Below are 12,066 nucleotides of genomic sequence, written 5' to 3'. Positions count from 1 at the left end.
GACTGAAACCAGTGCAACGATACGCCGGTCGTACATGTCCGCGATCGCACCGGCCGGCACTGAGATGAACATGACAGGCAACATCAGAGCGGTCTGCACTAGCGCGACCTTGTCGACCGACGATGTCATCTGAGTCATGGCCCAAGCGGCGCCGACGCTCCGAATGAGAGCGCCCAGATTGGCAAGTACGCTCGCGATCCAGATGCGCCGGAAGGTAAGAAGGTGAATCGGTGCGGTAATACTAACAATGCGAAACGTCTTCGGCTCAGACGAATTGCTCATTTCGGCCCCTGCCTCACATCTATCAATTGGACTACCGTGCCCCTAGTTGATCTAAAAAGGTTGGCCTTTAGGAGGCGGCAAAACACTTCGTCCGCTTTGCGCTGCTCGCGTGAGAAGGCTTTAGGCAATGGTCAAGGCCCTGAAACTGCCGTAGAACATGACCCTGTCCGCTCGAAAAAGGTCAACGGCTAGATCAAGCGCCGAACCAAAGTGGTCGGCATCTTTCCCAATGAAGAGGCCATCACCCGCCTGATTGGCGCATCTGCTCGAACAGAACGACGAGTGGGCGTTCAGCGCGGCCGCTACATGACACTGGAAACGATCACGCCGTTGGGCGATGATACCGCCGTCAGTTTCCCGGCAATAGCCAGCTGTCCGGCCCATGCCGACAAACGTGGTGAGCCGCACAGCTACACCAGGGCCCGGGACACGATCGCGCAGCTTCACAACCGCGCACAATGGGACGACTGCATCGACGGGATAACGCTTGTGGCCCGCAAACAAGGCGCACTCGACGTGAACTCTATGCTTAGTCATCCCATCGAAGCCAACTTCGCTCTCGCCTACGAGGCAACAACTTCGGCAACCACCAGCCCGGAACGGATGACGGCTGGCTGTTCGCTCGCGAGGAACGTATCACTTGGTCGGGATGATACCTGATGAAGTCAAGGAGCGCTCGCGATTCCTGGCTGAGTGTGCTGGTCCTCCTCGCCTGAGCTCAGCGAACTGACGCAACATGACGAATAGCGCGATCATTCCAGCGCCGAGCTGAGCGATGGCTTGACTGGCCAACAATCCACTGAAGCCGTATATGACAGGGAACAGAATTAACGCAGGTATGAAGAGATATCCCTGCCTTGCGAAAGATAAGACCGCGCTGAGGCGTGCTCTTCCCAGCGACTGAAGCATTGTTGTCAAGAAACTCTGAATACCGTAGAATCCCAAAAACAGATGAAAGACGACGCAGGCCGAGACGGTCGGTGACCTTATCGCTATTGCTGAACAACCTGACCAAAGGCGGGACAAAAAGCATAACGGCTGCGGAATACGCAACGGAAAGCGCAACCGTGATAGATAGCATGAACTTCGCGACCCTCAGTACATGGGCAAGGCCGCGGGCGCCCCAACCGAAGGCCAAGACAGCTTAAGAGCCGATACAAAAACCCGTGATAGGCAGCGCCCCGATTGTCAGAATTCTTACAGCTATTCCCACCGCCGCGACGAACTCGTCACCGAACCGCGCAGCGGCTCCGTACAAGAACATACCGGCAAGAGCCGACTAAGATACTCATCGCGGTCGCCGGCGCCCCAATGAAACGCGAGCTCTCTGATGCGATCTACCCGCAGCGAGACCTGAGAGGTTCTGACGAAGACAGTGGCCCACCCCTTGGTAAAATATCCGATGTAAAGGCTTATCGCAGCGATCTGTGATAGGAGCGTTGCTAGGGCCGCGCCTCGCACACCCAAGTCTAGTAAGAATTTAAAAAATGGGATCAAGCAAGGCGTTCAATATGAAAGCGCTCAGCATCGTCCACAGTGTTGCCTTCAGCTCTTGCGATGAAGCCGCTGACAGTATTTAGGAGCATCAAAGTGGACCCCGGCAAAAGGATCGTGGCGTAGTCGAGCGCGATGGGAAGGATGGTTGGAGTTGCCCCGAGTGTGACGAAAATGGCGCGCAGGCTCAGAAACAGTCCGAGGGTCATGATCACTCCGATCGGAGCGGCGAGCGCGAGCGCCGTATGAAATGGACCCCGATTTTGAGACCAGAGGCTTAGTTGGAAAAAGGCCGCTCCGTCTGATAGACGGAGTGAGCAATGACGAAGAAGACGAGACGCAAGATCGACGCGGCACTGGAGGCAAAGATCGCGCTACGAGGTTCACCCGAACCAGATCTATGCCTGGAAGAAGCAACTGCCGGAACAGGCGGCCCGGGCCTTTGACGCGGGTGTCGGGCGGGAGAGCGAGGACGCTCGCGAACGCGAGATCGAGAAGCTGCACGCCAAGATTGGACAACTGACAGTCGAGCGTGATTTTTTAGTGCGGAGGTCCGGAAGATGAGCATGCCGGACCGTCGAGGAATGCTCGATCGCGCCGACAAGGCGCTGTCGATCCGCCGGCAATGCATGTTGCTTGGCATCGAGCGCGCTCTGGCGTCTACCGGCCGCCCCGGCCGGCCAACGACAACGACCTTGCCCTGATGCGGCGGATCGACGAGCTGTTCACCGCCTGGCCGTTCCTGGGCTCGCGGCGAATGACCGCGATGCTGAAGGCTGAGGGGCTTCAGGTCAATCGCAAGCGCGTGCAGCACCTGATGCGCAAGATGGGCATCGCGGCGCTGGGACCGAAGCCGAACACGACGAAGCCGGCGCCGGGCCACAAGATCTATCCCTATCTGGTGCGCAACATGACGATCGACCGGCCGAACCAGGTGTGGGCGGCCGACATCACGTATTTGCCCATCGGCCGTGGCTTTCTTTATCTCGTTGCCATCATCGACCGGGCGAGCCGTGCAGTTCTGGCGTGGCGTATCTCCAATACCATGGATAGCTCGTTCTGCCTCGCTGCGCTCGTCGACGCTCTGGCACGGTATGGCAGGCCGGAGATCTTCAACACCGACCAAGGCAGCCAATTCATGCCTCGAAGCGAGCGAGCGCCTGCGGCGCAATGCGCCGTCGTGGTGCTCGCCCACCGGTGAAGCCAAAGGCCAGGAACTCGCGGTTCGAAGAACTTCTCGATGCCGACCACCCGTTCGCCGGCCTTCTGACGGCGAACATAGGTGTTGCAGTCATCGGGTTAGCGCACAACGTGGTGGCCGCGTTTGTATAGCTCCTTGTCCAGCACATCCAACATCAGGTTCGACAACGGCGGCGAGAGCGGACCGCCCGTGGCGTGCCCCTCCGTCGAACTGACCGGCCCTCCTTCCATCACACCGCGTTCAAGAATCCACGGATGAGTTTGAGAGGGCGCTTGTCAGCAACCCGCTTGGCGACCAGCCCCATCAGGATGTCGTGGTTGACCCGGTCGAAGAACTTTTCCAGGTCGATGTGCACGACGACGGCATGCCCGGACGCGATATACGCCTGCGCCCGTTCCACCGCCTGATGCGCCGAGCGCCCGACCCGGAAGCCGAAGCTCGTCTCGGAGAACGTTCGCCCAGTCCGCCAGCAGCACCTGGATCCGCCTGTTGGATGAGGCGATGGAGCACCGTCGGGATGCTGAGCCATCGGGCCGCGGATTTGCTCCACGCTTTCTTCAGATTACGAGGACGCCCTTGCGCTGCACCTAAGAGGAGGCGCTCAGGTGGGCCGAGAACTAATCCGCGATGAAGAACGTGGTCGCGCGCGATGGAGCACTGCCAGCTGGCTATTTGCGCTCCGGTGACGCCGCCAAAAAAGCCGCCGGCTTCGAACAAGATGGGTCATAGTCGGAATCTCCAAAACAATCGCAAGCTCACGCCAGGATTGCAGCTGTGGTCTCGCAGCTAAGAAAACGCTGACATACGCCACGCACGAGCGCATCTTTTTGACTTAATCGGGGGCCTGCTTCATCATGGCTTCGACCTCTGCCCGAAAAGCCTGGCGCGACGCATCACGCGAGTAGAACATGTGCCCGCCCGGATAGACCGCGAGTTTGACGCGCGGCGCCGACGCAAAGGCGGGCAATTGGTCGAGCACAATCTGCGACCCGAAATAGGGCGTTGCGAGATCGAACAGGCCGTGCCCGACCAGCATGGTCATCTTCGCGTCTGTTGCGAGGATCTCGCGCAGCTCCGACATCGACTGCGCGGGACCGCGGCCGAAATCCCAGGCCTGTCCGACCGCACCGTTGATTAGCTCATAGGAGCCGTCCGGCCGCCAGTTCAGCTTGCGCGTGAGGAGATCGACGGCGGTACTGGTCAGTGGCGCCAGAAGCGCCTCCCCAGAGGGATCGCCGAAGCGAGAGCTGTTAGAATCCGGATAGGGATCAAGGCCGCGCACGGAAGCATCGAAGCGCCCGGTCACCTTGCCGTTCTTTCGGTCGAGCTCGCGGCGGAATTCGGCGACATCGAAGCGGCCCGCGAGCCGGCGGCTCACCGCCTGGTCTATTCCCGTTAGCATGGCGACCTTGTCGGCCAGCCGCGTGGCCGCCTCCTTGTCCGCCGTGCCCTTGACCAGATCGGTCAAGAACTCGCCGCGCGCGTAAGCTTCGACCTCGACGAGCTCGGCCCGCTTCACAGGCCTCTTGGCTTCGCGTGCGGTTGCGACATAGCTCGGCAGCGTTGCGACATATTGAAGAAGGCTCGTGCCGCCGAACTCGCGGTAGTCAAACGATGGTGAGATCATGATCAGGCCCTTGACGCCGACACCTTGCTGCTTCTGCAACTGGCGCACCACCTTTGGCCCGCGAATACCACCATAGCTTTCGCCCGCGACATACTTGGGCGACAACAATCGGTCGTGCTTCTCGAGCCAGCGGCGGATCACCAGAGCGAGCGCGCTGACATCGCCGTCCACGGAAAAGAAGCGCTTGCGGACATCCTCGCCGATCGCCACGAAGCGGCTATAGCCGGTCCCGACCGGATCGATAAAGACGAGGTCGGTGAAATCGAGCCAGGTTTCCGCATTGGGCTTCACCTCCGCAGACGTCGATGGTGTGACCTCGTCGGCATTGATCGGCAGCCGCCAAGGACCGGCACTGCCGAGTGTAGAAAGGCCGACGACGCACCAGGCCCGCCGTTGAAGAAGAACGTGACGGGTCGTGTGGCGCGGTCGCCACCGTCGAGCTGATAGGAAGTGTATGCGATGTCGGCCTGCGGCTCGCCCTTGTCGTCGAACAGGCGGATGGAACCTGCCGTCGCCGTGAATGCGAGCGTCCGCCCCGGCAGCTCGAGCTTTTGCCTGGTGGTGGAGTCCGGCGGAAGGCGGTGCTGCTCGGCCGCTGTCGGCGTGCCAGGTGTTTGGCCGGCGCGCGCGCCGGGACTGCCCTTCTGGTCGGCCAGCGTTGTGGTCTCGGGGCGCGACGACGGCGGATTGTCGGCCCAAGCGCTCCCCATCACGCCACAGGCAAACAGAGCCAGCGCAAAAGAGGCGCGGCGCAGCGCAGTCCAATCGAATTGCATCGAGTCTGCTCCCGTCCCGGCCGTACTTTCGTCCCGGCCACACTTGGCGCACACGAGGCGTGTCTCCCAAGAAGGCCAACGACTTAGCTGACAATCGAGGACCACCAAACCTACCAAGCCGGGTAGTATTCACCCCGTGCGATCGGGAGCAGCTTCAGTCAGGAGGCGGTGCTTGAAGAAGCCAATCATTTTTCGACGAGCAAATGGATGCCTTAAGAGCAGCGTCTGTCGCGCGCTGCATCGGAAGACCTGTATCTCGCCGCACAGATGCGGTCGTGCACTCCGCTATCGCCGCTTGGGCGTTGGCTTGTGGGGCAAATCTGGAGCGATGTAGCACGGCAAGCGGGAAGGCGGACAAACTCAACACGCTACGTTGCTCACGACCGGATGCATGTTGAACTTTACGCTGCATACGAGGGCGCCATTGCGCGATCCAACGCGACACCACTCGTGAGCGCGCATCTGTGTTGCCCCAGCTTGATGCACGCTCTGGAAGCAGATGGGAAACCTGCCTTGATCGCTCCTGCCGGATGATCTTCGACGTGAGTTGCGCGCGGAGTTCCGTCGCGCTTTCCAAAGAATGGTGGATTCAGGTAATTCGGTTTTAAGACCGTGTCAGGTTTATGTCGTAAATGCGAAGGCCGATCGACAAAACCAGCTAAATGCTGGGATTGATTAGCAAGAAAAAGGGCCGCTCGAATGACAAGCGGCCCAAGTCTAGGGAGGAAACGCCCAAGGAGGGCGGCGGTCGCGCAAGGCTACCGCACTGCAACAATACACGACCGCACTGCACACGCAAGGGACTTTTTCACCGGCGTTGTTTGGCGAGTGGGTTGATCTCGGCGAAATCAGGTTGTGAGGTCAGGCCGAGTTTGCCAGGGGCGCGGCTATCCTCTGTCGCCCTTGCTTGCTGCGGCATTGCTCCGCCGAACTGGCACCACAGCGACTGGTAAGAGACTGATGCTCAGTGGGAGCTTCCCAGAAAACGTTTGGGCCACCAAATTAGGCCACTTCTGATCCAAGCTTTCTGCCGGCAATAGAAACCGGAAGGCATAGCTCTCATCACTTTTCGATCCCGGCGGGTGGCCGCCTCGTTGAGGGGACATGTCGCGTCACCAACTCCGGTGCACTCTCGAGTGAGCGGGGCGAGCATGTCAGTTGTGGGGCGAAGCAATCACTTCGCCCCGCGCTAGTGGGCGGACTGAAGATGAGATCGCTTGCATCAAGCTCGTCGGAGGTCAGACGTAGGCGCAGGATAATCGGAGTTGCGACGTTGTCTCAGACGCAGTATTGCCGTTGCAAATATCGCCGACTAAGCCTTTCTGGACAAAGAAACCCTCACTACAGCGTTTCTGTTCTAGGAACGGAACGGGGTGCCATGGGGCGGCCACTCTAGCGGTCTTCCGGCCGGGGACCGTCAAGCCACTACTTCCCGTAGTTGAACAGTTTCGCAACATCATCTTGAACTCGCTCGAGAACATGGAATTCGAGTCTGTCGAGTGATAAGGGTTTCTCGTCAAGATCATTTTGCCACACTCCGGCCCGCTCAGCTTGTCACTGTCCATGGTCGATCGTTTGAGTGGCTGGACATTCGCACCGACACAGTCGCCCAGTTGCGCGATCCGGTGACACTCGAACGAGCGTGGGTGCCACTGGCCACGATCACCGTTCCGGCGCGACCAGAATGGGCGCGGACGCATCCCGCAGTCAGTGAGGCCAATCGCCCACTTTCTATTTTTTTCCATCGCTTCCGTCGTCGTGAGGCAGCCAGGTGATACGATCGCGCTCCAGGATTGTGGGTGAGACATGGCTGGTATATCCAGACCCGGTTCGAGAAAGGCGCGACGAGCTCGTCCGTCCCTTTATCGGAGTCTGCGGACCATTAAGCAGAGGGCAGCGCTTTCCATTCCGTGAAATGTCCCTCGATCACCTGCAGGATGGCACTGAACGTAAGCTCGGCGACTGTAATCGCGAGGGTACATCTGCGGGATCAAAAAGCTGTACTGGCTGTTGATGATGAAATAGCCCTTTGGCACCGACCATCTCGGATGCGACGAGCACGCTCATGACCGAGGCGCTCGCGAGGCGAATGCCGACGAAGATCGTCGGAAGCGCTGCCGGAAGGATCACCGCGGACAGTTGCTGCGGCGTCGCGCTCATCGTCCGCGCCGACGTGATCGGGAGCGGCTCGACCTGCTTCACGGCCGCGATCGTGTTGAGCAGGAGCGACCAGGCGCAGCTATATATCACACCGTGATCTTGAGACCTCGCAAATGTCCAGAAACAGGATGAAGACAGACAGTACCGCGAGCGATGCGGTGTTCTGGCAGATTTCGGTGAACTGATCAGGAGATTTCCGACCTGGGCGTACCATCCGACTCCCGCGGGACGATCAAAGCGACCGACATCAGAAATCCGCTCAAGGCACGCAGCACGCTCGCCGAGACGTCGTCGTACAATCCTTCTGTCTGCGGAGCTGCCATCCGCCCGCCGGTCACCTCCGAGAACGGCGGCAGGAACACCGGATCGATCAAGGCGAAGTTCGGAGGCGCCTCCCTGACGGGCAACGGCACGCGGAGCACGATGGAGGGATGCCCGAATACGGTGAGCCCGCGTATGACCGAACCGAGCCTGCGCAAACCGGAGCACTGAATTGTCCTGACGAACGACAGCATCGCAATGTTCTTCTTCCAAATGGCGACGTTACTTTCTGCTGTATGGATTTTGAGCGGCGGCACGTTTTAGGCAATCTTCTCCGCGACAGCTATACGGATCTGTTCGAAGGGCCGGCTTTTTGCGAGATAGCCGAACGCATGAACGGAAAGGACGGTTTTCTGGTTTGCCGGATGTGTGAATTTGCCAGTTGATGGCAAAGGTTCAGAAAAGGCAAATAGATGCCGGGTTCCGACCTGTCAGAGCTGATCGCCGGAAAAGCAAAGACCTTGGGGCGAATGATGTGCATTTCACGATCTGTCAACCTCAGGGTCAAGGATAGATGCCATTTCATCGATATGTGCGTCGATCCGCGCGAGAACCTGCGCAGGCACAATGTCGCGCTCTGGAAGAACTGACCACTTGTCCCGCACGGCAGCCGCGATCTCGGCTACGGCGGTCACCACCGCTCCTTCCGGAAGACGGCTGCGGTTCGCGAAATTGCGCCAGCGCTCTGGAGTCAGCGCCTTGAACGACTTTTCACCGCCGAGGCTTAGGGCCAGCCCGTCCTTCGGAATGTAGGGAACTGTTGAGAGGACGTCATAGACAGGCGACAGCATGGGTGTCCGGCCATCTCCGGGGTAGAGCAGCGACCAATTCTTGAGATGCATATCTCCGTTTCCGGTGATTGCGGTGAGTGCGAGACGCCGAACAAACTCGATTGCCGAATCGAAGGAGACGCCGCTGGTAAGCGCTGCCGCGATATTGTGGTACGCTGCACCGGTATATTTCTCGGACGGATAGCGCCCGAAGACCTGCGCGAAGTCCTCCATATGCACGCGCGCGCCGTCAGCGCCGCGGTCGAAGCGGCGGACGAGCAGCACCTTGCCCGTGGACATGGTGTTGAATTCTTCCGGAATGCCGGTGAACTCCGTCGTTTCGACGAGTTCGCGTGCTGGCACTTCCATTCCCAACGCTTCCGCCAAGGCCAGGATCGCGAATTCGTTTTCTGAGAGTCCGATGTGCGTGAGGGAGGGAAATTTCGCGATGTACTGCCCTTGCTCGTCGTCGACGGCGAGCCTGATCCTCCCCTCCTTTGCTGTGTTCTTCATCACAGAAAGCTTCATCTGAACACCGGCGAGCGAAAACCGTGCTTTCTTTTTGCCTTCGGCCTCCGGGCCGGCTGGATCAGGGCTACCGACGCTTGGCACCGCGCGTACCGCTCCTGGCAGGTTGGTTCCGAGCGCAGCGAGGAGATCAAAGTCGTTTCCCGGCCTGACTGACCCGGCGTGGTGCTTTTCCATCGCTTCGCGCAGTTTCTCTTCGGGCAGCAGATTCGCAAAGAACGGAGGTAGCGGCCCGCGTATAGGTTTGGGATCCCGCCGGAGGCCGCCATCCGCTGAGCGAAGCGACAGGCTGAAGATCGGTGGATTGTTCATGCTCCGGTAAGCGGGCAAAAGGTTGAACGCGTGGTAGTCACCCGGCGTGCGAACAAGGGTGCCGACGGGAAGATAGTTCAATGAGATATCGAGCGATTGGACTCGTTCAGCCGCGAGAACAGCCTGGTTCATGACCGTTCGTCCTCTTCGGCATCTGACGTGAATGCGGGACGATCTTCGTCGTCGGCCGCGGGCTGCAGCATCGACTGAATGGCGGGCACCATCGCCTGCGGGATCAACATCATCTCCATGCCAAGGGCGCGGGCGACATTGACGAGTGTCGTTGCGCGGGCGGCAGCAGCTCCCGTTTCAATGTCGCGATAGCGAGGTCTGCTGATGTTCGCGCGAAGAGCGGTTTGCTCCTGAGACAAGCCAGCAGCCATGCGGGCCTTTCGGAAGCGCAGACCCAGATCTTGGAGAAGCGGGTCTGGGATGGAGGCCATGATACGCTTTCGGATCTCTTGCTATAAAATGATATGTAAACAGATCATTTATGCAAACAAGCGGGATCGGAGACAGATCTTTTTCCAGGCTATTGATTCGTAAACGCATCATTCAGCATTCCTATCATTTCAGGCCTGTCGACAAAACGCCTTCGTCCACCCGGCAAACGAGTGGCTAAGCCAGAGACGGGCTTTTGACGTACGGATGTGAGATTATCTTGCCTATCATCGGATTAAGGAGGTGTCCTGGGAACCCCTTCGCATTAAAAGAGAAGCTGATCGTCATCCTCGGTCCGATTCAGGCCGATCGCCTCGAATGCCCGCCTCTCAGCAGAGGCACCAAGCCCGTCGAGAACCTACCGAAGGTTCGATAGCAAGGTCTGGCCTGTCGCGACCACAATTCTCGCCACCGAGATCGGCGCGACGATCCCAAACGACCCGAACATCTTCGATGAGATGACCAAGCTCCGCGCTCCATCGACGAGACCGCTGTCTTCGTCCGCGATTTAGTCAAGAGGCAGAGCGGCCGCAGCATGACCGAGCTCGATTCCACCAAAAGGTCGCAGATCGCCCAGCGTCTGAAGGAAGCGCGCAAGCTGGCCGGCCTGTCACAAGGCCATGTCGCGAAGACGCTCGGCCTGCATCGCCCATCCGTCAGCGAGATCGAATCCGGCAACCGCCGCGTATCGGCTGGCGCCGCCAAGGAGTTTCTGCCCAACAGCTTCGCGAGTTTCATCCTTTGCCGATCATCGGCCTGCGCCGTGCCTTCGCGGTGCGCGGGTAGGCTCCGGAAACGGCGCAGATCTTCACCATCGCGGGCGACTTCGGCGTCGGAATACGCGACGCTGCTCACTCACCTGTACGCTGGGGTGAACATTTTGTCGCGCCGCGCCGCCACTCCGCAACGTGTCACCCCAAGGCTCTGCGCATGGAGGCCCTCGGCGCGCTGACGCCGGAGCCGTTCGTTATCGCAACGTACCCACCTTGGACGCGGAGGTCAGGACGCTGCTTCTTATGGCATGCGCGGAGTTCTCAGGGCGGCGGGCTTGCATTCAAGGGCGATCCGCTGTTCCGGGCGGTAATGCGGGGAATCTTCCAGGCCAACTGGGGCGCGATTACACCTCGCAAACTAGTGAAGAGGATGACGAACGCGCCCCCTAAAGTTGGTGGGTTTCAAATTGGACCGCGGTGCTTAAACTGGTTAAGTGACTCCAGTTTCATGACCTGGTCGTCACCTATGCCGTAAACCCAGATGACGCCATCCTCTGTGTCCATTCCGTTGGCCACGTCCCAGAGCCAGTCCTCGTCTTCGCCGAGGTCTTTTGCGACGCGAGCGATGGTGAAGACGGCGTGAACCTTGTTGACGTGCATGCCTACACCGCCTGGGCGGAGGACCTCGACGCAAGAGGCGTCCAGTTGCAGGGCAACAACTCGTAGATCGACCTCGGCGGCGTCCGGCGAGCCGGACCGAACGGCGAGTTCGGGATCTCGGCAAGCCGGGGAGACGGCATTCCCGATCTGGTCGGTGCGCTCGTGAGATTTGCCTCTGAATTCTTTGGGACTGGTGAGGGGGCGTTGGTGACCCGAGCTCGTCAGCGTGACCTGCTACGTCAGGCATCAGACAGCTTGCGCCGGAGTCTCGAATTCGGAGAAGAAGGCGAGGAGCTTGCTGCCGAAGAGCTGCGCGCCGCCGCTTACGTCCTGGGTCGGCTGATGATCCCGTGGAGCAGGAGGGCGTGCGCCGCGCGCGGGCGCGAGCCGAGGACGCCGATCTCGTGTTGTGGCTGGTCGATGGCGAAGGCGCTTTCGATCAGATACAATGCGAAGGTCTGAGCGGTCCGGCGGATCGGTGTATGGGTCGTGCGCAACAAGAAGGCGGTTCTGCCGCATGTCGGCGATGCGTGCGAAGACGTCGGCCAGGCTTTTGGGTCGATGTCGTTGAGACGCGCCGTCATGATAAGTGTGGCCATCACGGCAGCCCGCGCCGCGATCAGGACCGGCGAACAACCATGCCTTTCTTCCCAGCGCAAAATTACGCAACGCTCGCTCGGCTGCATTGTTAAAGGGCATGATGTTTTCAGCGCTCAAACCCGGTGGAGAGGACCGGTCGTCCGGATTAGTCTATCCAAGCCGGGATAGGGGCGCTGGAGCA

At 59.7% G+C, this 12,066-nt stretch carries 13 protein-coding genes and 4 pseudogenes; 7 read left to right on the top strand and 10 right to left on the bottom strand.

What is annotated here, in order from left to right:
- Positions 1 to 282: MFS transporter (locus IVA79_RS17450; protein ID WP_247554829.1), on the bottom strand; the 282-nt coding region annotated here is incomplete at its 3' end.
- A 174-nt stretch (positions 283 to 456) separates the two neighbouring features.
- On the opposite strand from IVA79_RS17450, the pseudogene IVA79_RS17445 reads away from it, so the two are divergent.
- Positions 457 to 654, top strand: a pseudogene (locus IVA79_RS17445) (transposase); the annotation flags it as partial.
- Positions 655 to 1,775: 1,121 nt separating this feature from the next.
- Here the strand turns inward: IVA79_RS17445 and IVA79_RS17440 are convergent.
- The gene (locus IVA79_RS17440; protein ID WP_247554827.1) at positions 1,776 to 1,985 is read right to left on the bottom strand and encodes a hypothetical protein; all 210 of its coding nucleotides are present in this window, start codon (positions 1,983 to 1,985) and stop codon (positions 1,776 to 1,778) included.
- Between the two features lie 111 nt (positions 1,986 to 2,096).
- Between IVA79_RS17440 and IVA79_RS36800 the strand changes: the two genes are divergently transcribed.
- The 3 genes from IVA79_RS36800 to IVA79_RS17430 all read left to right on the top strand — a co-directional run bounded on the left by IVA79_RS36800 (position 2,097) and on the right by IVA79_RS17430 (position 2,977).
- Entirely contained in the window at positions 2,097 to 2,222 is a 126-nt protein-coding gene (locus IVA79_RS36800; protein WP_256465634.1) for a hypothetical protein, read from the top strand.
- A 114-nt stretch (positions 2,223 to 2,336) separates the two neighbouring features.
- Positions 2,337 to 2,480 carry a hypothetical protein gene (locus tag IVA79_RS17435; RefSeq protein WP_247554825.1) on the top strand — a complete coding sequence of 48 codons (144 nt, stop codon included), beginning with the start codon at positions 2,337 to 2,339 and terminating at the stop codon, positions 2,478 to 2,480.
- Entirely contained in the window at positions 2,480 to 2,977 is a 498-nt protein-coding gene (locus tag IVA79_RS17430; RefSeq protein WP_247554823.1) for a DDE-type integrase/transposase/recombinase, read from the top strand. The genes IVA79_RS17435 and IVA79_RS17430 overlap by 1 nt, the downstream gene beginning before the upstream one ends.
- Positions 2,978 to 3,206: 229 nt before the next feature.
- Here the strand turns inward: IVA79_RS17430 and IVA79_RS36985 are convergent, their stop codons facing one another.
- The 4 genes and pseudogenes from IVA79_RS36985 to IVA79_RS36975 form a co-directional block, all read right to left on the bottom strand.
- Entirely contained in the window at positions 3,207 to 3,377 is a 171-nt protein-coding gene (locus IVA79_RS36985) for a hypothetical protein (RefSeq protein WP_247554821.1), read from the bottom strand.
- A gap of 432 nt (positions 3,378 to 3,809) precedes the next feature.
- Positions 3,810 to 5,380: pseudogene (locus IVA79_RS17420) on the bottom strand (peptidase S10).
- Positions 5,381 to 7,306: 1,926 nt separating this feature from the next.
- A complete protein-coding gene (locus IVA79_RS36980) occupies positions 7,307 to 7,582 on the bottom strand; it encodes an ABC transporter permease subunit (RefSeq protein ID WP_247554819.1) in 276 nt (91 codons plus the stop codon).
- 143 nt (positions 7,583 to 7,725) lie between these two features.
- On the bottom strand, positions 7,726 to 8,118 hold the full coding sequence (locus IVA79_RS36975; RefSeq protein ID WP_247554834.1) for a hypothetical protein: 393 nt from the start codon (positions 8,116 to 8,118) through the stop codon (positions 7,726 to 7,728).
- Here IVA79_RS36975 and IVA79_RS17405 point away from each other — a divergent pair.
- On the top strand, positions 8,098 to 8,247 hold the full coding sequence (locus tag IVA79_RS17405) for a hypothetical protein (protein ID WP_247554831.1): 150 nt from the start codon (positions 8,098 to 8,100) through the stop codon (positions 8,245 to 8,247). The genes IVA79_RS36975 and IVA79_RS17405 overlap by 21 nt on opposite strands.
- A gap of 96 nt (positions 8,248 to 8,343) precedes the next feature.
- Here the strand turns inward: IVA79_RS17405 and IVA79_RS17400 are convergent, their stop codons facing one another.
- Positions 8,344 to 9,603 (bottom strand): type II toxin-antitoxin system HipA family toxin, encoded by a 1,260-nt coding sequence (locus IVA79_RS17400; protein WP_247554816.1) that lies wholly within the window; start codon positions 9,601 to 9,603, stop codon positions 8,344 to 8,346.
- Entirely contained in the window at positions 9,600 to 9,914 is a 315-nt protein-coding gene (locus tag IVA79_RS17395; RefSeq protein ID WP_247554813.1) for a helix-turn-helix transcriptional regulator, read from the bottom strand. The genes IVA79_RS17400 and IVA79_RS17395 overlap by 4 nt, the downstream gene beginning before the upstream one ends.
- A 533-nt stretch (positions 9,915 to 10,447) precedes the next feature.
- Here IVA79_RS17395 and IVA79_RS17390 point away from each other — a divergent pair.
- On the top strand, positions 10,448 to 10,864 hold the full coding sequence (locus tag IVA79_RS17390) for a helix-turn-helix transcriptional regulator (protein ID WP_247554811.1): 417 nt from the start codon (positions 10,448 to 10,450) through the stop codon (positions 10,862 to 10,864).
- A 223-nt stretch (positions 10,865 to 11,087) separates the two neighbouring features.
- Here IVA79_RS17390 and IVA79_RS17385 read toward each other — a convergent pair whose 3' ends face one another.
- On the bottom strand, positions 11,088 to 11,285 hold the full coding sequence (locus IVA79_RS17385) for a hypothetical protein (RefSeq protein WP_247554832.1): 198 nt from the start codon (positions 11,283 to 11,285) through the stop codon (positions 11,088 to 11,090).
- Between the two features lie 105 nt (positions 11,286 to 11,390).
- Here IVA79_RS17385 and IVA79_RS36970 point away from each other — a divergent pair.
- Positions 11,391 to 11,747, top strand: a pseudogene (locus IVA79_RS36970) (hypothetical protein); the annotation flags it as partial.
- A 39-nt stretch (positions 11,748 to 11,786) separates the two neighbouring features.
- On the opposite strand, the pseudogene IVA79_RS17380 reads toward IVA79_RS36970, so the two are convergent.
- Positions 11,787 to 11,975 (bottom strand): annotated as a pseudogene (locus tag IVA79_RS17380) (transposase); the annotation flags it as partial.
- Between the last annotated feature and the right edge of the window lie 91 nt (positions 11,976 to 12,066).

Source organism: Bradyrhizobium sp. 138, assembly GCF_023074075.1.
Lineage (GTDB): Bacteria > Pseudomonadota > Alphaproteobacteria > Rhizobiales > Xanthobacteraceae > Bradyrhizobium.
Note: the sequence above shows the minus strand (reverse complement) of the source record. Positions and strands in the feature narration are given on the sequence as shown.

What these genes read in the sequence shown, in the direction of transcription:
- IVA79_RS17430 (WP_247554823.1), top strand. Translation starts at nt 2,480, where the DNA reads ATGCGGCGGATCGACGAGCTGTTCACCGCCTGGCCGTTCCTGGGCTCG.
- IVA79_RS17440 (WP_247554827.1), bottom strand. Translation starts at nt 1,985, where the DNA reads ATGACCCTCGGACTGTTTCTGAGCCTGCGCGCCATTTTCGTCACACTC.
- IVA79_RS17400 (WP_247554816.1), bottom strand. Translation starts at nt 9,603, where the DNA reads ATGAACCAGGCTGTTCTCGCGGCTGAACGAGTCCAATCGCTCGATATC.
- IVA79_RS17405 (WP_247554831.1), top strand. Translation starts at nt 8,098, where the DNA reads ATGGATTTTGAGCGGCGGCACGTTTTAGGCAATCTTCTCCGCGACAGC.
- IVA79_RS17395 (WP_247554813.1), bottom strand. Translation starts at nt 9,914, where the DNA reads ATGGCCTCCATCCCAGACCCGCTTCTCCAAGATCTGGGTCTGCGCTTC.
- IVA79_RS17435 (WP_247554825.1), top strand. Translation starts at nt 2,337, where the DNA reads ATGAGCATGCCGGACCGTCGAGGAATGCTCGATCGCGCCGACAAGGCG.
- IVA79_RS36800 (WP_256465634.1), top strand. Translation starts at nt 2,097, where the DNA reads ATGACGAAGAAGACGAGACGCAAGATCGACGCGGCACTGGAGGCAAAG.
- IVA79_RS17390 (WP_247554811.1), top strand. Translation starts at nt 10,448, where the DNA reads ATGACCGAGCTCGATTCCACCAAAAGGTCGCAGATCGCCCAGCGTCTG.
- IVA79_RS17385 (WP_247554832.1), bottom strand. Translation starts at nt 11,285, where the DNA reads ATGCACGTCAACAAGGTTCACGCCGTCTTCACCATCGCTCGCGTCGCA.